At 65.2% G+C, this 23,354-nt stretch carries 17 protein-coding genes, 1 tRNA gene and 2 pseudogenes; 6 read left to right on the forward strand and 14 right to left on the reverse strand.

Going from position 1 to position 23,354, the window contains the following annotated elements:
* Positions 1-209: 209 nt before the first annotated feature.
* The 5 genes and pseudogenes from AC1DNE_RS10835 to AC1DNE_RS10855 all read right to left on the reverse strand — a co-directional run bounded on the left by AC1DNE_RS10835 (position 210) and on the right by AC1DNE_RS10855 (position 3,760).
* Positions 210-1,454 carry a hypothetical protein gene (locus tag AC1DNE_RS10835; RefSeq protein ID WP_476841038.1) on the reverse strand — a complete coding sequence of 415 codons (1,245 nt, stop codon included), beginning with the start codon at positions 1,452-1,454 and terminating at the stop codon, positions 210-212.
* Positions 1,438-2,589 (reverse strand): tyrosine-type recombinase/integrase, encoded by a 1,152-nt coding sequence (locus AC1DNE_RS10840; RefSeq protein WP_476841039.1) that lies wholly within the window; start codon positions 2,587-2,589, stop codon positions 1,438-1,440. Before AC1DNE_RS10840 ends, AC1DNE_RS10835 begins: the two co-directional genes overlap by 17 nt.
* Before the next feature lie 32 nt (positions 2,590-2,621).
* A pseudogene (locus tag AC1DNE_RS10845) lies at positions 2,622-2,774 on the reverse strand (helix-turn-helix domain-containing protein); the annotation flags it as partial.
* A gap of 211 nt (positions 2,775-2,985) precedes the next feature.
* On the reverse strand, positions 2,986-3,279 hold the full coding sequence (locus AC1DNE_RS10850; RefSeq protein WP_476841040.1) for a hypothetical protein: 294 nt from the start codon (positions 3,277-3,279) through the stop codon (positions 2,986-2,988).
* A 46-nt stretch (positions 3,280-3,325) separates the two neighbouring features.
* Positions 3,326-3,760 carry a helix-turn-helix domain-containing protein gene (locus tag AC1DNE_RS10855; protein ID WP_476841041.1) on the reverse strand — a complete coding sequence of 145 codons (435 nt, stop codon included), beginning with the start codon at positions 3,758-3,760 and terminating at the stop codon, positions 3,326-3,328.
* Between the two features lie 111 nt (positions 3,761-3,871).
* Here AC1DNE_RS10855 and AC1DNE_RS10860 point away from each other — a divergent pair, with 111 nt between their 5' ends.
* Positions 3,872-4,291 (forward strand): DUF669 domain-containing protein, encoded by a 420-nt coding sequence (locus AC1DNE_RS10860; RefSeq protein WP_476841042.1) that lies wholly within the window; start codon positions 3,872-3,874, stop codon positions 4,289-4,291.
* Positions 4,292-4,774: 483 nt separating this feature from the next.
* Here the strand turns inward: AC1DNE_RS10860 and AC1DNE_RS10865 are convergent.
* The 9 genes and pseudogenes from AC1DNE_RS10865 to AC1DNE_RS10905 form a co-directional block, all read right to left on the reverse strand.
* A tRNA-Sec gene (locus AC1DNE_RS10865) sits at positions 4,775-4,870 on the reverse strand.
* 105 nt (positions 4,871-4,975) lie between these two features.
* Positions 4,976-6,793: pseudogene (gene selB / locus AC1DNE_RS10870) on the reverse strand (selenocysteine-specific translation elongation factor); the annotation flags it as partial.
* Complete coding sequence (locus tag AC1DNE_RS10875; RefSeq protein ID WP_476765975.1) at positions 6,790-7,551, reverse strand: tetratricopeptide repeat protein; 762 nt, start codon at positions 7,549-7,551, stop codon at positions 6,790-6,792. The pseudogene selB and the gene AC1DNE_RS10875, both read right to left, overlap by 4 nt.
* Positions 7,538-8,944, reverse strand: coding sequence for an L-seryl-tRNA(Sec) selenium transferase (gene selA / locus AC1DNE_RS10880; RefSeq protein WP_441468482.1), 1,407 nt, complete (start codon positions 8,942-8,944; stop codon positions 7,538-7,540). The genes AC1DNE_RS10875 and selA overlap by 14 nt, the downstream gene beginning before the upstream one ends.
* Positions 8,945-9,131: 187 nt before the next feature.
* On the reverse strand, positions 9,132-10,049 hold the full coding sequence (fdhE, locus tag AC1DNE_RS10885) for a formate dehydrogenase accessory protein FdhE (protein WP_441468481.1): 918 nt from the start codon (positions 10,047-10,049) through the stop codon (positions 9,132-9,134).
* Positions 10,050-10,114: 65 nt separating this feature from the next.
* A complete protein-coding gene (locus tag AC1DNE_RS10890) occupies positions 10,115-10,810 on the reverse strand; it encodes a formate dehydrogenase subunit gamma (protein ID WP_441468480.1) in 696 nt (231 codons plus the stop codon).
* Positions 10,794-11,714 carry a formate dehydrogenase subunit beta gene (gene fdxH, locus AC1DNE_RS10895; protein ID WP_441468479.1) on the reverse strand — a complete coding sequence of 307 codons (921 nt, stop codon included), beginning with the start codon at positions 11,712-11,714 and terminating at the stop codon, positions 10,794-10,796. Before fdxH ends, AC1DNE_RS10890 begins: the two co-directional genes overlap by 17 nt.
* A gap of 10 nt (positions 11,715-11,724) precedes the next feature.
* Complete coding sequence (fdnG, locus tag AC1DNE_RS10900; RefSeq protein WP_441468478.1) at positions 11,725-14,808, reverse strand: formate dehydrogenase-N subunit alpha; 3,084 nt, start codon at positions 14,806-14,808, stop codon at positions 11,725-11,727.
* 434 nt (positions 14,809-15,242) lie between these two features.
* Positions 15,243-16,274: a LacI family DNA-binding transcriptional regulator gene (locus AC1DNE_RS10905; protein WP_441468477.1), complete on the reverse strand. Its 1,032-nt coding sequence runs from the start codon at positions 16,272-16,274 to the stop codon at positions 15,243-15,245.
* Positions 16,275-16,438: 164 nt separating this feature from the next.
* Here AC1DNE_RS10905 and AC1DNE_RS10910 point away from each other — a divergent pair, with 164 nt between their 5' ends.
* From AC1DNE_RS10910 to AC1DNE_RS10930, 5 genes are read left to right on the forward strand one after another with little or no spacing between them, the layout of a single operon-like run.
* On the forward strand, positions 16,439-17,716 hold the full coding sequence (locus AC1DNE_RS10910) for an ABC transporter substrate-binding protein (RefSeq protein ID WP_441468476.1): 1,278 nt from the start codon (positions 16,439-16,441) through the stop codon (positions 17,714-17,716).
* 5 nt (positions 17,717-17,721) lie between these two features.
* On the forward strand, positions 17,722-18,744 hold the full coding sequence (locus tag AC1DNE_RS10915; protein WP_441468475.1) for a carbohydrate ABC transporter permease: 1,023 nt from the start codon (positions 17,722-17,724) through the stop codon (positions 18,742-18,744).
* Positions 18,741-19,811 (forward strand): carbohydrate ABC transporter permease, encoded by a 1,071-nt coding sequence (locus tag AC1DNE_RS10920; protein WP_441468474.1) that lies wholly within the window; start codon positions 18,741-18,743, stop codon positions 19,809-19,811. Before AC1DNE_RS10915 ends, AC1DNE_RS10920 begins: the two co-directional genes overlap by 4 nt.
* 16 nt (positions 19,812-19,827) lie before the next feature.
* On the forward strand, positions 19,828-20,895 hold the full coding sequence (locus tag AC1DNE_RS10925; protein WP_441468473.1) for an ABC transporter ATP-binding protein: 1,068 nt from the start codon (positions 19,828-19,830) through the stop codon (positions 20,893-20,895).
* Between the two features lie 19 nt (positions 20,896-20,914).
* Positions 20,915-23,212, forward strand: a complete 2,298-nt coding sequence (locus AC1DNE_RS10930) for a glycoside hydrolase family 31 protein (RefSeq protein WP_441468472.1) — start codon at positions 20,915-20,917, stop codon at positions 23,210-23,212.
* The last annotated feature ends 142 nt before the right edge of the window (positions 23,213-23,354 follow it).

Genomic DNA, 23,354 nt, shown 5'->3' on the forward strand with positions numbered 1-23,354 from the left:
GTAGCTGGCGCCAATCGCCTGGTTGGAGTTGCGTTCAGCTTCATCCCTCACGATTCATGATCCGTTCTGATTTGTCGAATCGTCCCAGCGCTATGCAAATAGTCCCATAGTAAGCTTCGCTGATCAGCGCCAAGCCCCGCTCAGCCATCCACCCGCGACGAACACGAGAGCCAAGAAGGCGTGGGCAATAGTGAATCCGTTGGCGCGGATCATGGGGCCGCGTGCCTAGCGGCCTCCCACAACGCCCTAACATCGTCCTCGCCGAAACGGATTAATTGGCCAAATACGGCGCCAATCCCGTTTGCTCGCGCCAGTGCGGCAACATCATCCGCAGGCACGCGCAAATAAGCAGCTGCCTCGGCCAAGTCATAGATCCGACCAAGCGGCCCGGGGCTAGACACCGCAGGTGCCTCTCCGCGTGCCGCACCTCGAGCTACGAGTCTCTGGTCAATGTGCTTGCTGTAGTGCATCACCTTGCCGATCGACATTCCGACCATGGCCGCAATCTGCTGGTGCGTCTTGCCGCTGATACGCTCGTCGCAGACCTTGGTCGCGCGCAGGTCGTGTGGTGTGTACCCTCGAAGGGGAGCGCCGGGGTCACTCGCTGCATAGGCATTCCAGGCGTCGCGGAGGCGGTCGGTGTTGTACGCCCTGCCGTCTGGACGGCGGATATAGGGCTCGTTCCCAGCCGCTCCCCAGCCGTCAATTTCCGCGATCTGCTCCGCTGTCAGCAGGCTCCAATGTGGCTTGTTCTGGAGCTTCTTGATCTTGTGGCCGATGCCATCCTCGTCGCGGTAGGCAGGGCGTATTGTGATGAGATCTGAGATGCGCTGACCGGTGGCGCGCCCGAGGATGCCGAGTCGCTGCACCGCCGTCGGGCATTCCGGCGCCATTAGCGCGGACCATGCCTCTGGCGTCAACGGCTTCGCGCCGTTGCCTTCCTCATCCAACGTGTCCACGTCCCGTGCCGGGTTGTCTTTCCGCAGCCCCTTCTGAACGGCGTATTTCATGAGCTTCCTAGCCATGACGAGCGTCATATTGGCCGTGGATGGTCGGTCTGAAAGCCTCTCCACGAGCGCCGAGACGTCGGCAATGGAGACGTCGCCAGGCCGGCGGTATTTCCACGCTGCCAGGATCGGCTTCGTAGCGCTCTCGTAGGTGCCGACCGTGTTTTCGCTTAGCTGACCCCACCTCGCCGTCAGCTTGTAGTCTCTGACCAAAGAGCGCATGTCGTAGAGGGCAGGTACGCCGTCCTGTTCCCGTCGGATACCCTCAATCTCGTCGTGCCATTCAGGCGTGCCGTATTCCGGCAGGCGTCTACACTCGCCTTCGTTCGGCTTGCCGCGGTTCGGCGTGTAGTACCAGTAGGTCTTTCTGGGCTTTCGAACGGCAAAGACGCCCGGCGGCAGTCGCACGGGGCACGGCGTGCGCGCGTCGTCAATGGATCGGGACAAGGCGCTTCCTCTCCAAATCTGTCCGTCGCCCTTGTTCGCCCGCTAGTTTCCGCGACCAGGCCAGCGKGTCAGCACGCCACTCCGCCTTCGTCCATGCCTCCGGCACAATAATCCCGTTGATCGCATCAATCAGCGGCTGCTGCGGTATGTTGGTATAGCGACGGCTCATGTCATTGACGGCGTGCCCCAGGATTTGATCTTTGACGTAGGGGTGGACGCCGTTGATCACGAGTTGGGTCGATACCGTGTGGCGCGCCGTGTATGGACTGATATTTGCGATGCCCGAGCGTGCGCGCGCTCCCGCGATGGCGCTTTTCATCTGCCCGCCCGCATATCCGAGAAGCGGATACGGTTCGCCCTTGTTCGTGCGAAAAACGCGTCCGCCTCGGGCCAGTAGCGACGCGAACATCGGCGCCAGGAAATCGTGAATCGGCACGCCCCGGGGCTCGCCGGTCTTGCTGCTTCGGACGACCAGCCAGCGCTTGTCCACGTCCACGTCATCCGCCTCGAGCGCGAACAGCTCTATGGGGCGCATGCCTGTGAAAAACAGCGCCGTCATCACCATGGAAGGGGCAGGGGACATTGCCGTGACGAATGCGGCGGCGCGATCATAGGTTGTCGGCTCGGAGCCCGACCTTTTCCGTTCTCGGCGTTCCGCAGTCGACTTCAACTTGCGCGGTAAACTCCACACCCGCGTCTCGGCCCATCCTTGCCGTGCAGCGTAGTTCCAAACCGCGCGAAACGGCGCGTAGAACTGACGAATTCGCGTCTCCGGCAACGTGTCAGGGTAGAGTTTTAGTGCCAGGTTATCGAGTTCTCCCTGTGTTAGGTCGATCAGTTTGCGACCTCGCAAGGCCACGGCTAGCCCACGGGACCAACCTTCTGAATTGACCTCAAAAAGAAACCTCGATGATCCGCCCGCCTCTATGAATGCATCAGCGGCCTCGGCGAACGTGACTGTGGCCCGTTTCCCGAAGACGCTCTCCGTTAAAAGCCGGTCTTCGAGCTTGATCCGGATCTGCTCCGCAATTTTCTCATCGCTCGTGCCCGTAGACTCGAAAACGCCCTGTCCTCGGACGGTCCCGCGGAGGTACCAGTTGTCGCTGCCTTTGCGTCTAATGAGTTTGAGCGGCATCGCGCAGCCTCCCATATCAGGAGCAGGTCTTCGTTGGCGAAGCGCAGGTTCCGCCCGAACCGAGCCCCTATGCCTTCTCGCCGAGCCACTCGAGCGACCGCCTGTTTTGAAATGCGGAGATAAGCCGCCGCGTCCTCAAGCGTGTAGACGTCTCCTAGTGGGTCGTTGGCCTGTAGTCGTTCCATGTTACGACCGGAAATCAGCTGTACAGGAAGAAAATCTAGGCTCGCGCAGAAAACGAAGTCAAAGGCAAATTTGAATATTTGGACTTTGTCCAATCACACCGGTACACGGTAACTGTTCGACTGCTTTACGATATTACGTCCCTGTGAATTACGGGGACAAATAGCAGTGCCCCCGCCTGTGATGCCGCGGGCTCGGCAGGCATCAAGCTCTTCAGCGCGCGTCCGACCGTTCTTTGGCTGGATAGGTCAGAGCCGCCTTACGACCTTTCTCAAGCTCATGATGACGCAACACGAGGTGCCACCACGGCTCGTCATCGATATTCGTAACCACATAGCGCTCGACAACCTTGGCCGCATCAGCGTCTTTCCCGATCCCCACGACGATAACGTCCCCAATGCCGGGGACCATTCCGCCATAGGTCGACAAGCCATGGACCACGGGAAGCGTGATCGTGCCGTCATCCAGGAGCCAGGAGACTCGGATTTCGGAAAAGTCGTCGAGCATTACTTCCCCCGCAGCTTCACAACACCTTCGCTGCGCTCGTCGTTGCTCATTCCTTGGTGCTCGGCCTTGTCCGGCCCTTGCCGCGGGCGCGCCCGACTACCGCCGGTTCGTCGGTCAATGTTCCCCGACGCTCCGCTTTTTGCTGAGCGGTGGCGTCCGAGCCGCTCAAAACCTCGTCAACGGCGACTGCGGCTTGGGATCTGACGTCGTCGGCGCTTGCCTGCATTTCCGCCTCTGTCGCGGCCCGGCGGGCCGGCAGGCGCAGCTTCAGCACGCCTTCGCCGCGCGCGTCGTCGATGAACTCGACGCCTGCGGAGGTTAGGGCCTGCTCTATGGCCCTTAGGGTGGAGGCCTTTGGATCGGCATTCCCCTTCTCAATATTGTTTAGACCGGTGGTCGATAGTCTCGCCAGTTTGGCAAGCGTTGCCTGCGTCATGCCAAGCATGGCTCTCGCGCCGCGGATTTGTTCGGGAGTGATCATAGAGCTGAATGTACCCAACTCTTGATTTTTTATCAATTGTGCTTGACGTCAATTCCGAATGTGGTTAATTCAAGCATACTTGATAAAAAATCAACCGCAGGAACCCCGCACATGGCCATCATCACCGGAACCTACAACCCCAACGCCGCGAGCTACGCGCCACTACCGGACGGTCAGTACGCCCTTGAGATTGTAGAGAGCGACTACCTTCCTAACTCCAATGGCACCGGCATGGTCTTGAAGTGCAAGGCGCAGATCGTCGGCGGCGAGTACGACGCACGACCGTTCTACATCAACTACACCCTCGAGCACGCCGACGAGGCTGCGCAAGAAATCGGCCAGCGCGAGTTTGCGGCCCTACGTCGCGCAACCGGCGTGCTTGCGCCGAAGGATACCAGCGATCTGCACTGGACTCCATTTGACGTCTGTATCGGCATCCAGCCGCACCACGAGACCGGCGATCCGGAGAACTACATCAGGGACTACGTCTATACCCGTAACGAGCCCGCCGAACTCCGGAGGGCCGCCTAGACGCCGGGCCAGCGACCGATAGCAACCCATTGCCGCCGCGCCGCAACAAGGCCTTCTCTGCAGGGGGCGGGTTTGCGCCTAGTGTTTTGGGGGCTCGGCTGCCATCAAAAAGCGGGAGACGGCGAGTTCCAGCGCCTCGCGCTCGCGACCCTCAGGGCTCGCCCGTTTCGCGCCGTCCAGTACTCTGATTCGCGACAGTGCCTCTCGATATTCGTGGGAGGTTGATACGTGCAGAAAATACCGGACGTCGTCGTTGTCGGCGTGTTGCTCATGCATATCGAGCCTCCTGACGCACGACCTTACGCCTTCCGGACGAGCGAGCGCTATCAAATCCAACACGCGACTTGGATTTGCGCCGCGCGCGGCCCGCTCTCGGCAACGGTGGCTGGCTTCCTGCTGGCCAAAATGGCGTCATTGGCCGTTAGGTGAGGCGTTATGATTGTTCTGGAGGTCGAGCTAAAATCCTAATTATTTCAAAGAGTGTGGCGGAAGAGAATGGGAGTCGAACCCACCAGAGACCGTCTGACGGCCCCTCCCGGATTTGAAGTCCGGACGCCCCACCGGGGACGCTTCTCCTCCATCGGGCATCGCCGGCTGCGGGCCGAACAGATCGAGCCTTTGCCGGTTGATGCGCCTGAGATCGCCGCGGCGGATGGTGACGCCATGGCGATCGAAGAACTCGAGTATCTGGATAGCGACCTTTCGGCCGTTGTCGAGCTTGTCGCGGAACTGCGCGGCGTTGAAGCCGGCCGGATCGGCGCCCGCGAGTTGCGCGGCGATGCCGACCATCTCGGTCAGCGTCGCCCGCAGGAAGAAATGATCGAGCGCGATCTCGTGAACATCCCCGCGCCGGCCGGCCAGCCGGAACAGCCGGCGGATGTCCTCTTCGCGGCGCCCGAGCAACTGGCCGATATCCCGCACGCGCGGCGGCCGGAACCGTTCCTGCGCGTCGATCAGCGGTGCGATTTGTGCCCAGAGCGCCTCGTCCTCCGGCGACAGTCGGACTTCGTGTCCCGGCCGCCTGACCCATGAACCGGCCATGACGACCAGGCCGCCATCGGCGAGACGCCCCAACACCGTGCGGAAGAGCGGCGCGGGCAGGCGCGGCGCAATCGCGAGGCGCAAACGCTCCAGCCCCATGCCGGGCAAGTCGGGATGTTCGGCATGCCAGGCGTCGAGGCGCTCGACGGTCGCCTGTGAGAGTTCCTGCCAGTTTTCCGGCAGCATCGCGAGCGAGCCGATCCGGACCAGACCGAGCCTGGCCGCCAATTCTCCGGTCGCCTCGCCGCCCGCCGCGCGGTCGCGGACGAAGCCGTCGATGTCGGCGTGATGCGGCGGCAGGGACAGGAGCGCGCGCAGCGCCTCGGCTGGGTCGGACAGCCCGAGCGCCGCGAGCTGCGCCAGCCGCTCCGGGCTGCGGCGGCGGCGCTCGGGGGCGCGCAGGTCGAGGATTCGCCCGCCGGCGATCGTGCGTGAAGCGCTGGTGTCGCGCAGGACGAAACGGTCGAGCACTGCGGCGGCCAGAGGATCATCAAGAACCAGTTGGACCGGAGCGGTGGTGCCGGCGGCGATCTCCTCGCCCAGCAGCACGATGCGCGCTCCGACCTCCGCCGCGGCATGGTGCAGCCGCACTGGCTGCCACATCGTCAGCGGCCTAGCCTCCGAGGCCAGCACCGTCACCTCCGCATCGATCCGTAGCGTAGGTGCATGAAGGGGGGGCGCCAGCACCATGTCGCCATGCCGGATCGCCTCCTTCGAAATGCCCGGCCCGGCGAGGTTGAGCGCGCAGCGATCTCCCGCTGTGCCGCGCTCGGCCGGGCGGTTCTGGGCGTGGATCGAGCGCACGCGCGCAGCGATCCCGGCGGGCGAAACGATGACGCTGTCGCCAAGGGCGACGCCACCGGACAGCACCGTGCCGGTAACGACGGTGCCCGCGCCCTGCAGGGTGAAGCAGCGGTCGACCGCGAGCCGGAAAGCGCCGTCGCTATGGCGCAACCGGGTTTCGCGTGCCTTCTCGGCGAGCAATGTCGACAGCTCGGCAATGCCGTCACCGGCCACGGTCGAGACAGGCAGGATCGGTGCCCCGGCGAACGGTGTGTCCGCGAGCAGGTTTGCGATCTCGTTCGTGACCGCGGCCAACCGATCCGGATCGGCTAGGTCCGCCTTGGTCAGCGCCACGACGGCCTGCTCTATCCCGAGCAGACGCGCGATGGCGACATGCTCGCGTGTCTGCGGCATCACCCCGTCATCGGCAGCGACGACAAGCAGCAGAAGGTCGATGCCCGAGGCGCCGGCCAGCATCGTATGGACGAACTTCTCATGGCCGGGCACGTCGATGAAGCCGATGACGCTGCCGTTGACTTGTGGCCAATAGGCGAAGCCGAGCGCGATGCTGATGCCTCGTGCCTTCTCCTCCTTCAGCCGGTCGGTATCGACGCCCGTCAGCCGCCTGACCAGCGAAGTCTTGCCGTGGTCGATATGGCCGGCGGTGCCGATGATCATGACCCGGCCTCCGCCGGGGAGGCAGCGGCGCGCGCGGCCTTGATGAAGGGGGCGGCCAGCAGGCTGCCCTTGCCCTCGGCCGCGAGCAGGAGGGCGAGCGCGCGGCCGGCATCCTGCGGCACGCCCTGGCCGAGCAGAGTTGCGGCGCCGAGCATCGCCTCCGAATCCGGGTCCCCCGCTTCCATTCCGCGCTGCCACCATTGCGCGGCCTGCGCCGCGTCGCGTTCCACGCCGAGCGCATCGTGATGCATCATGCCGAGCCGGGTCATGCTGGTGGCGACGCCGGTCTCGGCCGCGGCCTGCGCCCAGCGCAGCGCTTCGGCGCGATCGGTGGCGCGCCCGCCTTCCAGCAGCATCCAGGACAGCATGTCCTGCGCCGGTGCGTCGCCCTGCTCGGCGGCGAGACGGTAGAACCGCAGCGCCTCGTCATCGCTCTGCTCGACGCCATCGCCCTTGAAATGCAGGGCCGCAAGATTGCGTTGCCCGACCGGATCGCCGCCTTCGGCTGAAAGCGTCAGCCAGCGCAGGGCCAGCGCCGGATCGCGCTCGACGCCGAGGCCTTCGGCGAAGCAGGCGCCGATATTGTTCTGGGCCCGGCCGATGCCGGCATGGGCAAGCGGCCCCCAGATCGCGAGCGCAGCCGCATGGTCGCCACGCTCTGCCGCGTGGGTGGCTTCGGCCATGGCCGAAGCCACGTCATGGCGGCCCGCTCGCCCGGCCGCGGGCTCCTTGCGGAAGAAGCGTTCAAGCCAGCCCATCGCTCGGCTCCGCTTTCAACGCAGCTAGCTGCGCGGCGAAAAGCTCCTCATCCTCGAGGCAGCGCAGGTCGAAGATCAGCGCGCCTTGCGCGATCCGGCCGATGATCGGCACCGGCACGGCCCGAAACGTCGCAGCCAGCCTCTCGATGGCGGAGCCGGTCGCCTTGCCGGCCGGGCGGATCGCGAGCCCGGCGCTTGGCAATGTCTCCAGCGGCAGTGCGCCGGAGCCGATCTGGCTGGCGCAGTCGATGGCCTCGACCGTCCAGTCCGATCCAAGCCGATCCGCGACTTTGGCCTGCAGGCGCTCCGCCACGGCCCGTAATTCCGCCGCCGGCCGGGTGAACAGCCTTAGCGTCGGCAGGCGCTGCGCCAGGCTGTCGAGATCGCGATAGAGCCTGAGCGTCGCTTCCAGTGCCGCCAATCGAAGCTTGTCGAGGCGCAGCGCCCGTTTCAGCGGGTTCTTCGCCAGCCTAGCGATCAGATCCTTGCGCCCGGCGACAATGCCCGCCTGGGGGCCGCCGAGCAGCTTGTCGCCAGAGAAGGTGACGAGATCGGCGCCGCCCTTGAGTGCATCCTGAACGGTCTTCTCCTTGCGCAGCCCCCAGCGCGCGAGGTCGATCAGCGTGCCGGAACCGAGATCGTCGACGAAGGGCAGCTCATGCTGGCGCGCCAGCTTCGCGAGTTCCGACGGTTCGACCTCCGCCGTGAAGCCCTGCACCACATAGTTCGAGGTGTGCACCTTCATCAGCAGTCCGGTCTGCGGGCCGATGGCTTCGGCATAATCCTTGAGATGCGTGCGGTTCGTCGTGCCGACCTCGCGCAGGATGGCGCCGGCGCGCGCCATGATGTCCGGCATGCGGAAGGCGCCGCCGATCTCGATCAACTCGCCGCGCGAGACGATGGCCTCGCGATCTCTGGCGAAGGTGTTGAGCACAAGCAGCACCGCCGATGCGTTGTTGTTGACGAGGACAGCGTCCTCCGCCCCGGTCAGCTCGCGGATGAGATCACGCACATGACCGTCGCGCTCGCCGCGCTGGCCGGCCTCGATCTCGTATTCGAGATTGGTCGGAGCGCGCATCGCGGTGACGACGGCCTCGATCGCCTCCTCGGCCAGCAGGGCGCGGCCGAGATTGGTGTGCAGCACCGTGCCGGTCAGATTGATGACGGGGCGCTGGGAGGGGCGCCCGCGGTCCTCCAGCCAATCCAGCGCCATGCTGCCGACTTGCTCCACGGAGGGGGCTGAGGGGTGGCCGCCCTCTCGCAATTGTTCCAGCACCAGTCGGGTGGCGCCGGTCGTCGCGGCCCGTCCGTGGCGGGCGATGGCGAGCTCGCCGCCGGCACTGCGCAGCACAGTGTCGACCGATGGCGGGCGGAAGCGTTCGGGCTTGTTCATCAGGCTCCCTCCGGGAGACGCTTGATCACGCTGGTCGCCTTGCTCGGAAACACGCCCGTCATCCCGGGCTTGACCCGTGATCCATGCCAGAGCACTTCCAACAGAGGTTCAAGCATGGCTCCCGGATCGGCGCCGCTGGCGCGGCTTGTCCGGGATGACGGCGTGTTCCCATAAAAAAGCGGCAACTCTAGTACCCTAACAGGAACGGGTTCACCCCCGCGCGTCGCCAGCCGGCCTCGGTCACCAGCAGGTCGAGGCTGAGGCTCGCAACATCGTCCGCTACCGGCTCCAGCTCCATGTCCTTGCGTTGGTTCAGGATTTTCACATAGGTCCGGCATTCGTCGCAGGTCTCGGCCTTGATCGTGTCGGCGATGCCTTCGATCGCCTGATAGGCGATGCCCTTGGTCGAACCGCACGAAACACACTTCACACGGACATGGTTCCATTGCGTCGCGCAGAGCGAGCATTGGACATAGCGCACGCCCTCGATGTTGGCGTCGCCCGCCACCGTGCTGCTGACGGGCGGCCCACCGCAGCAGGGGCAGACGCCGTCGGCGACCGGCTGCGGCAGAACAGGGTCGAGTTGCGCGGCGCGCTGCGCGGCGACGATCTGCAAGGCGGCGGCGGCGAAGATGTGCTCGGCCACCGCCTCGACCGGGACGGCATCGGCGAGAACCGCCGCGAGCATCGCCCGCCGGCCTTCGTCGTCGGCTTGGCCGGCACGATCGAGCGCGGCGCGGGCGAGATCGGGCATTGCGACGTCGGCGAGCTGCGTCACGAGATGCGCAAATGCCTCCGAGGCCGCGGGATCGTCGGCCAGCTCCTCGCGCGGCAGGATCGGCATGGCATGGCCGGCGCGCTGTCGCATCTGCGCCTGCGACGGCAGGGCAGGGGGCGGCAGCTCGCGCGCCAGCTTGTCCTGCACCTTCGACAAGGCGGAGAGGAAGAGGAGATAGGCTTCGAGCTGGTGCCCCGGAGCGAGTGCCGCGAAGCGCATGGCGCGCAGGCCGAACAGGTTTTCCGGCTTCGGCAATCTGACGAAGGGCGGTTTGTCGCGCTCGGCAATGCCGACATCTTCGAGGGCGAAGCCGGGATCCTCACTCATTCACTGTCCTCTCGAACCGCACGGGTCACGGGAGGCGGAGCGGCCGGGGCCGCCCCGCGATCGAACTATTCGGCCGGGCCAGCACTATGGCCGCGCGGCGGGGTCTGGCGCTCGTCGATCACGCCCTCGCGCGCCTCCTGCCGCAGCCAGAGCCGGTGGTGGCGGAAAGCCCAGCCGCCCGTCACCTTGCCCTCGGTCATCGCGTTGATCGTACCGCGCACATAGAAGCCGGCATAGATATGGACGATGACGACGAGCAGCATGGCGATCGCCGCCAGCGCATGCAGGATATGGCCGAAGCGCTGCTGCTCGATGGTGAAGCTCGCGCCGAAATACTCGTACCAGATCATGAGCCCCGTCCCGAACAGGACAAGGATCAGGAGCGTCATCAGCCAGAAGACGATCTTCTGGGCGCCATTGTACTTGCCGACCTCGGGGACGTTCTCCTCCCTGCCCGACATGACCTCGCGGATATGGCCCATCCACCGCGTATCGGCCTTCGTCCAGAAATTGTATCTGACCATCTGGACGAAGAGGATCGCGAAGCTGGCGAGCAGCACGACGCCGATCCAGGGATGCAGCATCCGCGTCGCCGAGCCGCCGCCGAACAGGCTCGACAGGAAGAACAGCGCCGGATGGAACAGCGCGGCGCCGCTGAGAGCGAGCAGGATCAGCGAGATCGCGGTGACCCAGTGATTGACGCGCACGCGGCCGGGGTAGCGGTCGACGGTCGTGCGCTCCTCTTCACGCCTGACGGCCACGGGCAGCCTCCTCGTCGATCAGATGTTCTGCCTCGCGATCCTCCGCGCGGCTGACATCGTTGCGTCGCGCCACCGTCGCATGGACGAAGGCGAAGGCGGCGGCGAAGCCCACCAACGCCATTCCGGCATATTTGGTCAGCCCCTTCCAGAGCTCGACCACCTGGCTGATCCGCGGGTTCGCCGGCAGGTTGGCGTAGAGCTGCGGCTGGTCGGCATGATGCAGCACATACATCACATGGGTGCCGCCGACGCCCGGCGGATCGTAGATGCCAGCGTTCCTGAAGCCGCGGGACTTGAGATCCGTCAGCCGCGTCTGCGCGTAGTCGAGCATCGCCTGCTTGGTGCCGAACACGATCGCGCCGGTGGGGCAGGCCTTGGCGCAGGCCGGCGCCTGACCGACCGAGACCCGGTCCGAGCAGAGCGTGCATTTATAGGCCTTGTGGTCGGTCTGGCTGATGCGCGGGATGTTGAAGGGGCAGCCCTTCACGCAATAGCCGCAGCCGATGCAGTTCTCCGAGACGAAGTCGACGATGCCGTTGTTGTACTGCACGATCGCGCCGGGCGCGGGGCAGGCCTTGAGGCAGCCGGGGTCGGCGCAGTGCATGCACCCGTCCTTGCGGATCAGCCATTCGAGGTTGCCGCTCTCCGGGTTCTCCCATTCGGTGAAGCGCATCAGCGTCCAGGTGTTCGGCGTCAGATCATGCGGGTTGTCGTAGACCCCCCGGTTGATGCCGATCTCCTCGCGCAGATTGTTCCACTCGAGGCAGGCCGCCTGGCACGCCTTGCAGCCGATGCACTTGGAGACGTCGATGAGCTTCGCCACCTCGATGTCGTGGCGGACATCCGGCGGCCTGAAGGTGGTCGCCGAGATGCGGGCGAAGTCCTGACTCTGCAATCCAGCCATGAGACTCTCCCTAGCTCGTCGCCGGTCCGTTGGACGGCTCGACATTCACCAGGAACGCCTTGAACTCGGGCGTATCGGTGTTGGCGTCGCCGACGAACGGGGTGAGGCTGTTGGGACCGAAGCCCTTCCTGGCCGCACCGGTGAAGCCCCAGTGGAGCGGGATGCCGACCACGTGGACGGTCTTGCCGTCGCAGATCAGCGGCTTGATGCGCTTGGTCACCACCGCCTTGGCATAGACCGAGCCGCGGTTGGAGGAGACCTTCACCCAGCCGCCCTTCTGGATGTTCTTCTCGGCTGCCAGTTGCTCGCTGATCTCGACGAAGAACTCCGGCTGCAGCACCGCATTGACCCAGACATGCTTCGTCCAGAAGTGGAAGTGCTCGGTCAGGCGGTAGGACGTCGCCGCATAGGGGAACTTGTCCGAGGTTCCGAGCGCGGCGAGGTCTTCCTTGAAGATGCGCGCGACCGGATTGCCGCGGATCTTCGGCGCGGTCACGTTGACGACGGGGCTTTCGAACGGCTCGTAATGCGCCGGGAAGGGGCCGTCCCGCATCATCCCGCGGACGAACAGGCGGGCCGTTCCCTCGGGGTTCATGATGAACGGGCCGACATCCTGCGGCTTGGCCGTCGGCGCGATGTCAGGCACGTCGTAGCCGGTCCAGGCCGTGCCGTTCCATTCGATCAGCTTGCGCTTGGGATCCCAGGGCTTGCCGTCGATATCGGCCGAGGCGCGGTTGTAGAGGATGCGCCGGTTGGCCGGCCAGGAGAAGGCCCAGTTCGAATAGGCGCCGGTATTGCCGGGATCGCTGGTGTCGCGCCGGGCCATCATGTTGCCCCGTTCGGTCCAGCTGCCCGAATAGATCCAGCAGCCGCAGGCTGTCGAACCGTCATCGCGCAACTGGCCGAAGGTATCGACCTGCTTGCCCTTCTCCAGCAGCACCTTGTTCGGATCGGCCGGGTCGGCGACGGTGGAGACGACGTAGCCGTTCAGCTCCTTGGCCATTTCGTCGGGCTGCGGGTCCTGCGGATCGCGATAGGGCCAGTGCAGATTGACGATCGGGTCGGGGAAGGCCCCGCCCTCCTTCTGGTAGAGCGCCCGCAGGCGCATGTGGAGCTGCGCCATGATCCAGGTATCGGCCTTGGCCTCGCCCGGAGGTTCCTGACCCGGCCAGTGCCATTGCAACCAGCGGCCGGAATTGACCAGCGAGCCCTCGTCCTCGGCGAAGCAACTCGTCGGCAGTTCGAAGACCTCGGTCTGGATCGACTCGGGCTTGACATCGTTATGGACGCCTTCGTCTTTCCAGAAGCGCGATGTCTCCGTCTGCAGCGGGTCCATCACCACGAGGAACTTCAGCTTCGACAGAGACGCCGTGATCTTGCCGCGGTTGGGGGCGGACAAGAGCGGATTGAAACCCTGGCAGAAATAGCCGTTGACCTTGCCCTGGTACATCAGGTCGAAGGTGCGCAGCATGTCGTAGCCGGGCACGTCGAGCTTCGGCAGCCACTGATAGGAGAAATCGTTCTCCGCCGTCGCTGCCGGGCCCCACATCGACTTCAGGAAGCTCACCATGAACTTCCTGTAGTTCTGCCAGTAGCTCATCTGGTTGGGCCTGAGCGGCTTGAAGCCGCGCGTCGACATGTAGGTCGCGAAATCGGTCTCCCTGTCCTTCGGCAGGGTCAGATAGCCCGGGATCAGGTCCGACATCAGGCCGATATCGGTCAGACCCTGGATGTTGGAGTGGCCACGCAGCGCATTCATTCCGCCGCCGCGCACGCCGATATTGCCGAGCAGCAGCTGCACCATCGCCATCGAGCGGATGTTCTGCGAGCCCTTCGAGTGCTGCGTCCAGCCGAGCGCATACATAGACGTCATTGTCTTGTCGCGCGCCGAGCACTCCGAGATCATCTTGCAGATCGCCAGGTATTTGTCCCTTGGCGTGCCGCAGATGCGCTCGACCATCTCCGGCGTATAGACAGCGACGTGCTTCTTCAGGAGCTGATAGACGCAGCGCGGATGCTGCAACGTCTCGTCGACCTGCACATAACCGTCCGGGCCGAGCTCATACTCCCAGGTCGAGCGGTCGTAGTCGCGCTTGGCCTCGTCATAGCCGGTGAAGAGGCCGTCCTGATAGCTGAAGCCCTCCTTCACGATATAGGGGGCATTGGTGAACATGCGCACGTAGTCGTGCTGGATCTTGTCATTGTCGATCAGGTACTTCATCACCCCGAGCAGGAAGGCGATGTCGGTGCCTTGCCGGATCGGCGCATAGAAATCCGCGACCGAGGCCGTGCGCGTGAAGCGCGGATCGACGACGATCAACTTTGCGCCGCGCTGAGCCTTGGCCTCAGTGACCCATTTGAAGCCGCAAGGGTGCGCTTCGGCGGCGTTGCCGCCCATAACGATGATGAGGTCGGTGTTCTTGATGTCCGTCCAGGAGTTGGTCATCGCACCGCGACCGAATGTTGGGGCCAGACTGGCCACCGTCGGTCCGTGTCAAACACGCGCCTGGTTGTCGAACGCCAAAACTCCGAGGCTTCGCACGACCTTGTAGGTCAGGAAGGCCGTTTCGTTGGTAGTCGCCGAAGCGGCCAGGAAGCCGGTGGTCAGCCAGCGGTTGACCGTCGCGCCGTCCTGGTTTTTGGCGACGAAGTTCTTGTCGCGGTCGTCCTTCATCAGCCGCGCGATGCGGTCGAGCGCCTCGCCCCAGCTGATCTGCTTGAACTCGCGCTGGCCGGGCCCGCGATATTGCGGGAATTTGGTGCGCGTCTCGGAATGGACGAAGTCGAGGAGGGCGGACCCCTTCGGGCATAGCGTGCCGCGATTGGTCGGGTGGTCCGGGTCGCCCTCGATATGGATGATGGCCGGGTGAGCGTTCTTGGAGTTGTCACCCAGGCTGTACATGATCACGCCGCAGGCGACGGAACAGTACGGACAGGTATTTCGCGTTTCCGTGGTGCGCGCCAGCTTGAAGGGCCGCACGGCCTGGGCAAGTGCCTCCTCGGCACCCCCGAACCCCAGCGCGGCGACGGCAGAACCGCCCAAACCCACGCCTGCGGCTTTCAGGAACTGGCGGCGCGAGAGCTCATGCAGCATCTCAACCTCCCAGGCGAATAAGAGCGTCTTGTTCCTCTTTGGAATAGTGAAACTCTGCCCTGAGGGCGTCAAGCTGCCCATCCGCTGGGCAAAGAGGTGCGGAGTTAGACTTTAGGTGTACGTCTTCGTCGCCCGAGAGAGCCGGCTGGAGGGCGGCGTGCGGTCGCCGCTTTCATGGACGGCGCGTATCGCTTCAAAAGCCGCGTGGGCGATCCGATAATCCGTCATATTAGAGATGGTTAGCAGGCGTGCCGCGCTCTTTCGCGGCTCGGAAGCGAGGTGCTCTCCGTGAATGGACTGAGAGCGAAGCGATCGAAGGGCAGGAGGATGCGCCGGGCGCGGCACGCGACATGACGCGATCGTGACTGCGGACGCGGCTCGCTGGAGCCTCGCGCTATGTCGGACCGTTCCCGCGATGGGTGGACCCTGTGGAATCAGGCGCTGAGGCGCTCGATCATCGGTGGCGGGTCATGAGGCACATTGACTTCCTGCGTCGCTGCGCCGCTCCATAATGACCTGAGCTGCGCGACGACGTACTGGCCGAAATGCTCGTAGGGGATGCGGATCGAGGTCAGCCAGGGCGCGATCCAGCGATTGATCGCGTTGCCGTCGATGCCGATCAGCGCGCAGCGCTCGGGAATGGCGACGGCGCTTTCGGCCGCCAGGCGATAGGCGCCATAGGCGATCATGTCGCTGACGCAGAGGGCGCTGTCCGGCCAGCCGCCGGCCGCGACCATATTCCGCGCGGCGGCATAGCCGATCTCGATATGCGACAGGCCGGGCGCGCTCGCGCGGCGGATTCGATCGACCGGAAACCCGCGCGCGATGAGCCTGTCGACGAAGCCGTCGGCGCGCTCGGCTGTGCTGGAGGCGTTCTCGGCGGCCATCAGCACGGCCGTGCTGTCGATGCCCCGCGCGAGCAGGTGATCGGCTGCGTCCGCTCCGGCGGCGCGGTTGTCGATGCCCACATACGCCCCGCCGCCCAGCGGGTTGCGCCGCGCCACGAACACCATCGGATCGCCGCGCTTCAACGCATCGGCAAGGCCGGGGCTGCGTACCGCGCTGACCATGACGTAGCCGGCGACGAACTGGTCGCGCATCGCGCGCAGGTAGTCGTCCTGCAGGTCGGCCCTGTCATGCGTGTCGCAAAGGATCATGACGAAGCCGGCGTCGCGCAGCGCGGCCTCCGTCGAGACTGCGATCGCCGCCATGGCGGGGTTGTCGAGATTGGGTGCGAGCATCGCCACGACGCGGCTGGCCCGACGTTTGAGCGCTCGCCCGACCGGGTTCGGACGATAGCCCAGCCGGACGATCGCTTCCTCGACCCGCGCGATCGTATCGGCGGAGGCCCGGCCGGCCTTGCCGTTGACGATCCGCGAAACGGTTGCGACCGAGACGCCGGCGTCGCGTGCGACGGTCGCGAGCGAGGCCAGGCTCTGCTGCGGTCTTGCGGCCTTCGCCGTCATCGTTCTCCCCGGTCCCTTCGCGCGAAGCCGATGCCGGCTGGTGGGTATAAGCCGGCGCACGCAGCAATGGTGCGTGCTTCGCCCGTTGACAAGCAAGGCAAACGTTTGCCTTACTAGTTGTCAAGACGCTCATTGAGGCGTCGTCATTCAGGGATGGAACGCAGATGCAGAGGAAGCACTGGATTTCCGCGCTCGCGCTGACGGTTGGCCTCGTCGCTGGGAGCGGGGCCTTCGCCCAGACCACGGTGCGCATTGCCTGGTACTCCGACGGCAATGAGGGCGAGGTCGTTTCCGATCTGCTGAAGCGCTTCGAGGCTGAGAACAAGGACATCAAGGTCGTCCTCGATCAGGTGCCCTACAAGGCGATCACCGAGAACCTGCCGGTCCAACTCGCCTCGGGGCAGGGCCCGGACATTGCCCGCGTCGTCGATCTCGGCGGCATCGCCCGCTATGCGCTGGATATGCGCCCCTATCTCAAGGACGCCTCCTATTGGGAGAAGAATTTCGGGCCGTTCCTGCCCTGGATGCGCCCTGAGGGCGATTCCAGCGCGATCACCGGCTTCATGACGCAGCTCACCGTCACCGGTCCCTTCGTCAACAAGACCCTATTCGAGCAGGCCGGCATCGCCATGCCCGGCGCCAAGGCGACCTGGGAGGAGTGGGGCAAGGCGGCGAAGGCCGTGGCCGACAAGGTGCAGGCGCCGTTCCCGCTCGCCATGGACCGCTCGGGCCATCGCTTCTTCTCGGTCGCCGTCTCGGAAGGCGCCAAGGTCTTCGACGACAAGGGCGAGCCCGCCGTGATCGACGAAGGTTTCAAGCGCGCCGCCAAGCTGGTCTATGACTGGCACAACAACGGCGTGATGAAGAAGGAGCTCTGGGGCTCGGTCTCCGGCACCGCCTATCGCGGCGCGAATGACGAGTTCAAGAACGCCCAGGTGGTGATGTACCACTCCGGCTCCTGGCAGATCGCCCAATTCGAGAAGACGGTCGGCGATGCCTTCGACTGGGTCGCGGTTCCCTCGCCCTGCGGCGCGGGCAACTGCTCGGGCATGCCCGGCGGTGCCGGCCTCGTCGCGATCAAGACGACCAAGAGCCCGGAAGCCGTCGCCAAGGTCATGGACTATCTGGCGAGCGAGCCGGTGCTGAGCGAATTCTATGCCCGCTCGCTCTTCGTTCCCGGCCATCTCGGCATTGCCGCCAAGGGGCTCGACTACAAGGATGCCAAGCCGCAGGCGAAGGCCGCGCTCAAGGTCTTCTCGGATCAGGTCGCGCAGCTCTCGCCGGTCGCCTACAAGCTGCAGGGCTACGTCAACAACCGCGTCATCTTCAACGCGACGATCAGCCGCCTCGGCCAGGCGATCTCGGGTGAGGGCACGCTCGACGAGGCCTTCAAGCGGATCGAATCCGACATCGCCCAGCAGATCGCCGAGCGCAAGAAGTAAGACGGATGGCCTCCGCCGATACCAACCCGCGCCGCGAGGGCGCGGGCGCCGCCGGCGCTCTCGCCGCGCCGCTCGCGTTGCTCATGCGTTTCGTCGACTGGCCGATGCGGGCGCTCCAGCGCCTGATCGGCGAGCGGCGGATGGCCTATGTCTTCATCCTGCCCAATCTCGTCTTCTTCTCGCTCTTCGTCTTCCTGCCGCTCGTCATCAACTTCATCTTCTCGGTAACGGGTGGGGCAGGGCTCTTCCCGACCGAGCGGCCTTTCGTCGGGGCGCAGCAATACGCCTATCTCTTCGACTGCGGCTCCTTCGTCGACCCGTCGTCCTGCCGCGAGGATCATTTCTGGCGCGGCGTCTACAACACCGCCCGCTTCACCGCCTTCCAGGTCACGGCGATGGTGCTGTTCTCGCTGCTGACGGCCGTCGTCCTGAACATGAAGATCCGGGCGCGTGGCTTCTTCCGGGCCGTCTACTTCTTTCCGGTGCTGCTCTCGCCGGTGGTGGTGGCGCTGACCTGGAAATGGATTCTGCAGCGCGACGGCCTGCTCAACGCCGGCATCACTTCGCTCGGCGGCGAGCGCATCCTCTTCCTGGTCGATCCGAGCTGGGCGATGTTCTGGATCGTCTTCGTCTCGGTCTGGGCCCATATGGGCTTCTACACGCTGATCCTGCTCGCCGGTCTGCAGGCCATCCCCGCCGATCTCTACGAGGCGGCCGAGATGGACGCCACGCCGCGCTGGCGCATGTTCTGGCGCATCACCTTGCCGCTGCTCTGGCCCAACATGATCGTCGTGATCGTGCTGGCGCTGATCAAGGGCGTACAGACCTTCGACGAGGTCTTCGTGCTCACCGGCGGCGGGCCGGGCACGGCGACGCTGATGATCGTGCACTACATCTACGAGACGGCCTTCGCCAATCAGGTCCAGAATTTCGGCCTGGCGGCAGCAGCCTCCGTGGTGCTCGGCGTCGTTCTCTTCGCGCTGACGCTGGCCCAGCTCGCGGCGAGCCGCCGCAAGGGGGCCGCATGAGCCAGGCTGTTCACACCAACAGGGCCGTCGCCATGATGACCGCCCGCCGCAAGCCCGGCCGCTGGCATTGGACCGATATCGCGGCATACGCCTATCTCGCGCTTGGCGTCGTGTTGATGTTCGGGCCGGTGCTCTGGCTCGGCATGTCTTCCTTCAAGACGCAGGCCGGCCTGCTCGAATTCCCGCCCTCGCTGCTGCCGATGTCGCAGAAGGAAGTAGTGGTGCCGGGCCAGCCCCAGAAGCTGCCGCTCTTCGAGGTCGAGATGCCCGATGGCAGCAAGCGCGTGTTGGCGCAGGTGCGCCGCATCGGCATCCAGGCGCAGATGGTCGACCCGGCCAATCCGGGCGAGACCATCCGCGTGCCGATCGACAAGCGCACGCCGGTGCGGGAGTTCAAGCTCGCCACCGAGAACTATACCGAGCCGCTGGAGCGCTTCGCCTTCACGCGCTTTCTCTGGAATTCGGTCTTCGTCACGGTGGTCGCGACGATCATCACGCTGATCATCAACTCGATGGCGGCCTATGCGCTGTCGATCTATGAGTTTCGCGGCAAGACGGCGGTGATGCTGATGGTGATCGGCACGCTGATGATCCCGATCACGATCATCCTCGTTCCGGTCTATCTGGTCATCACCAAGCTCGGCCTCGTCAACTCGCTCTGGGCGGTGATCCTGCCCGGCGCGGCGACGCCCACCGGCGTCTTTCTGCTGCGCCAGTACATGCTCACCCTGCCGCGCGACCTGATCGAGGCAGCGCGCATGGACAAGGCCTCGGAGTGGCAGATCTACTGGCGCATCGTCATGCCGCTCGCCATGCCGGCGCTGGCCGTGCTTGCGATCTTCTCGATCATGTGGCGCTGGAACGAGTTCCTCTGGCCGCTCGCCGTGCTGACCAAGACCGAATCCTACACGCTGCAGATCGGCCTCAACGCCTTCCAGGGCGAGTTGCAGACGCAGTGGCACTATCTGCTCGCGATGACCGTGGTGACGCTGCTGCCGGTCGCACTCGTCTTCGTCTTCCTGCAGCGCTTCATCACCACCGGCATCGCCAATACGGGCATGAAATGAGGGAAGTGAGTTCCGCATGGCCGAACTGAAGCTCGCCGCCGTTCGCAAGGCCTATGGCGCGACGACGGTGCTCCATGGCATCGACCTGCATGTCGCCGACGGCGAGTTCGTCGTCTTCGTCGGCCCGTCCGGCTGCGGGAAATCGACCTTGCTGCGCTCGATCGCAGGACTCGAAGAGATCACCGGCGGCACGATCGCCATCGACGGCGCTGACGTCACCGGCTTGCCCGCCTCGGAGCGCGGGCTTGCGATGGTTTTCCAGTCCTATGCGCTCTATCCGCATATGACCGTCTACGCGAACATGGCCTTCGCGCTGGAGAATATGGGCTTCAAGCGCGACGAGATCGACAAGCGCGTCAGGCGCGCGGCCGAGATGCTGCGCCTCACCGACTATCTCGAGCGCAAGCCCAAGGCACTCTCCGGCGGCCAGCGCCAGCGCGTCGCCATCGGCCGGGCCATCGTGCGCGACCCGAAGATCTTCCTCTTCGACGAGCCGCTCTCGAACCTCGACGCCGAATTGCGCGTCGCCACCCGCAAGGAGCTCGCCGGGCTCCATGCCGAGCTTGGCGGCACCATGATCTATGTCACCCACGACCAGGTCGAGGCGATGACGCTGGCCGACCGTATCGTCGTGCTTCACGGCGGCAGGATCGAGCAGGTCGGCACGCCGCTCGAACTCTACAACCGCCCGGACAATCTCTTCGTCGCCGGCTTCATCGGCTCGCCGCACATGAACCTCCTGCCCGGCCGCGTCACCGCTGCCGGCAAGGTCGCGCTGGGCGAAGGTGGTCATGAGGTCGCTTGCGCCACCGGCGATCTCGCGGCTGGATCGAAGATCACGCTGGGCATCCGGCCCGAGCATCTGGCGCTGGCGCCGGAAGGGCAGGGGCTGCCGCTATCCGTCGATCTGGTCGAGCGGCTCGGCGGCGAGAGCTACCTCTACGGCGCGAGTGCGGGCCTGCCCCAGATCACGCTCCGGCTCGACGGCCAGAGCGAGCATGAGCGCGGCCATACGGTGCCGCTCGCCTTCCCGCAGCAGAGCCTGCACCTGTTCGACGAAGCCGGCCGGGCGATCCGACCCTAAGACTCCGAGAGAGATCCCTATGAAAGCCCTCACGCAAGGCCGCTATCTCGGCCGCGATGGCGAAGCCGCCCTGTTCGATGTCGGGCTCGGCCATACGCTCGCCGTGCGTATCCTCGAAGGCGATATCGGCCGCGTGACGCTGAAGCCGCAGGACGGCTACCGGCTCGACCGCGGCTGGTCGATCGCGCCCGGCGGGTTGGAGCCGGCCTATGACGGCCGTCCGCGCGACAGCCTTGCCGGCTTCGCATGCCCGAAGGTGAGTGTCAGCGAGAGCGGCGGCGCGGTCACGTTGTCCGCCGGCGGTCTGACGGCCGAGGTCACGCTCTCGCCCTTCGGCATCGCCTGGCGCCGCGACGGCGAGGACAAGCCCTTCCTGCAGGACCGCACGACGCAGGCCTATCTGGTCTCGCCGCGCACCGGCGCGGTCGCGCATTTCATGGCGCGCGATTACGCGGAGCGTCATTACGGCCTCGGCGACAAGGCCGGCCCGCTCGACCGCACCGGCCGGCGCTTTGCCATCGACGCGGTCGACCCCTGCGGCTTCGACGCGGAATTGTCCGACCCGCTCTACAAGATGCTGCCGTTCTTCATCGTCGACGGGCCGGCTGGCGCGCACGGCATCTTCTACGACAATCTCTCGACCGGCAGCGTCGATCTCGGCTGCACACTCGACAACTACCACGGCCTGTTCCGCTCCTGGAAAGGCGACGACGGCGACCTCGACTATTACGTCATGGCGGGCCCGACCGTGCCGGACGTGGTCAGGCGCTTCTCCTGGCTGACCGGCGGGCAGGCCTTCGCGCCGCTCTGGTCCTTCGGCTTCGGCGTGACCTCGATGGCGATCGCCGACGCGCCCGATGCCGATGCCCGCATCAGCGATTTCATCGGCAAACTGGAGACGCATCGCATCCCCTGCGACAGCTTCCATTTCGGCTCGGGCTACACCCAGATCGGCCATCGCCGCTACGCCTTCAACTGGAACCGCGACAAGTTCCCGGATCCGAAGGCGACGATGCAGCGGCTGAACGATGCCGGCATCTTCACGGTCGCGAACCTTAAGCCCTGCCTGCTCGACGACCATCCGCGCCTGCAGGAGGCGCTCGACGACGGCTTTCTGGTCAAGGACGGCAAGACCGGCGAGCCCGCCGTCGCCCAGTTCTGGGACGGGCTCGGCTTCCACCTCGACTATACCAATCCGAAGGGCCGCGCCTGGTGGCGCAACGGCATCGAGACGGCGCTGCTCGACTACGGCTTCACCACCGTCTGGAACGACAACAACGAATACGAGATCTGGGACGAGGATGCCGTCTGTGACGGCGACGGGACCCCATTCCGACAGGCTTTGGCGCGCCCGGCGCAACCGCTGCTGATGACCAAGCTCTCCTATGAGGCGCAGGCCGATCGCCAGCCCGGCAAGCGGCAATATGCGATCACGCGCGGGGGCTGCGCCGGCATCTCGCGCTACGCCCAGACCTGGTCGGGCGACAACGAGACCGCCTGGAAGACGCTGCGCTACAACCTGACGCAGGGGCTCAACATGAGCCTGTCGGGCATGTTCAGCATCGGCCACGATGTCGGCGGCTTCCATGGCCCGACGCCCGGCCCTGAGCTCTTTGTGCGGTTCAACGAGTTCTGCAGCCTGTGGCCGCGCATGGTCATGAACTCCTGGAACGATGACGGCGTCGTCAACCTGCCCTGGATGTACCCGGAGATGGTGCCGCAGGTTCGCGAGGCGATCTCGCTGCGCTATCGACTGATGCCCTATCTCTACACGCTGATGTGGCGCGCCAGCCGTGACGGCACTCCGGCGATCCGCCCGCTGCTCTGGGATTTCCCGCAGGACGCGATAGCGGCGAAGACCGACGACGCCTTCATGCTGGGCCCGGACGTGCTGGTCGCGCCGGTGCTGGAGGAGGGCGCTCGCGAGCGCAGTGTTTACCTGCCCGCGCATCCGGGTGGTTGGTACGACTGGCACGAGGGCAAGCATTTCGCCGGCGGCGCCTTCGTCACGGTCGCGGCGCCGCTCGGGCGCCTGCCGGTCTTCGTCCGGGCCGGTGCCTTGATCCCGCTCGGCAACCCCGAAGGCATCGACGGCCAGCGCGAGCTTCTCGTCTGCGGCGTCGTCGAGGGCGCCTCCGGCGAGCTTTACGAGGATGATGGCGAGACCAGCGACTGGCGCGGCGCCGGGGCGACAATCATCCGCTTCAACGTGCGCGGCGGCGAGATCGAGATCCATCAGGAAGGCCAGACGGAGCCTCAGTTCGATCGTATCGCGATCCGGCACATCGGCACTGACGGCACCGGTTCCGGCGCCTGAAGCCTTGGGAAATGCCGAGCCCTCCCGCCTGACCTTCGTCAGGCGGGAGGGCGTGTTTTTTTGGCCTGCCCGCAACAGGCCCGCCGGTGGAGCGGAATTTGACGCCTTCCCGGTTTCGGCTAGCCTGTTGCCGAAATGGCTT

The sequence above is a fragment of the Allobosea sp. 05L423 genome, assembly GCF_056397745.1.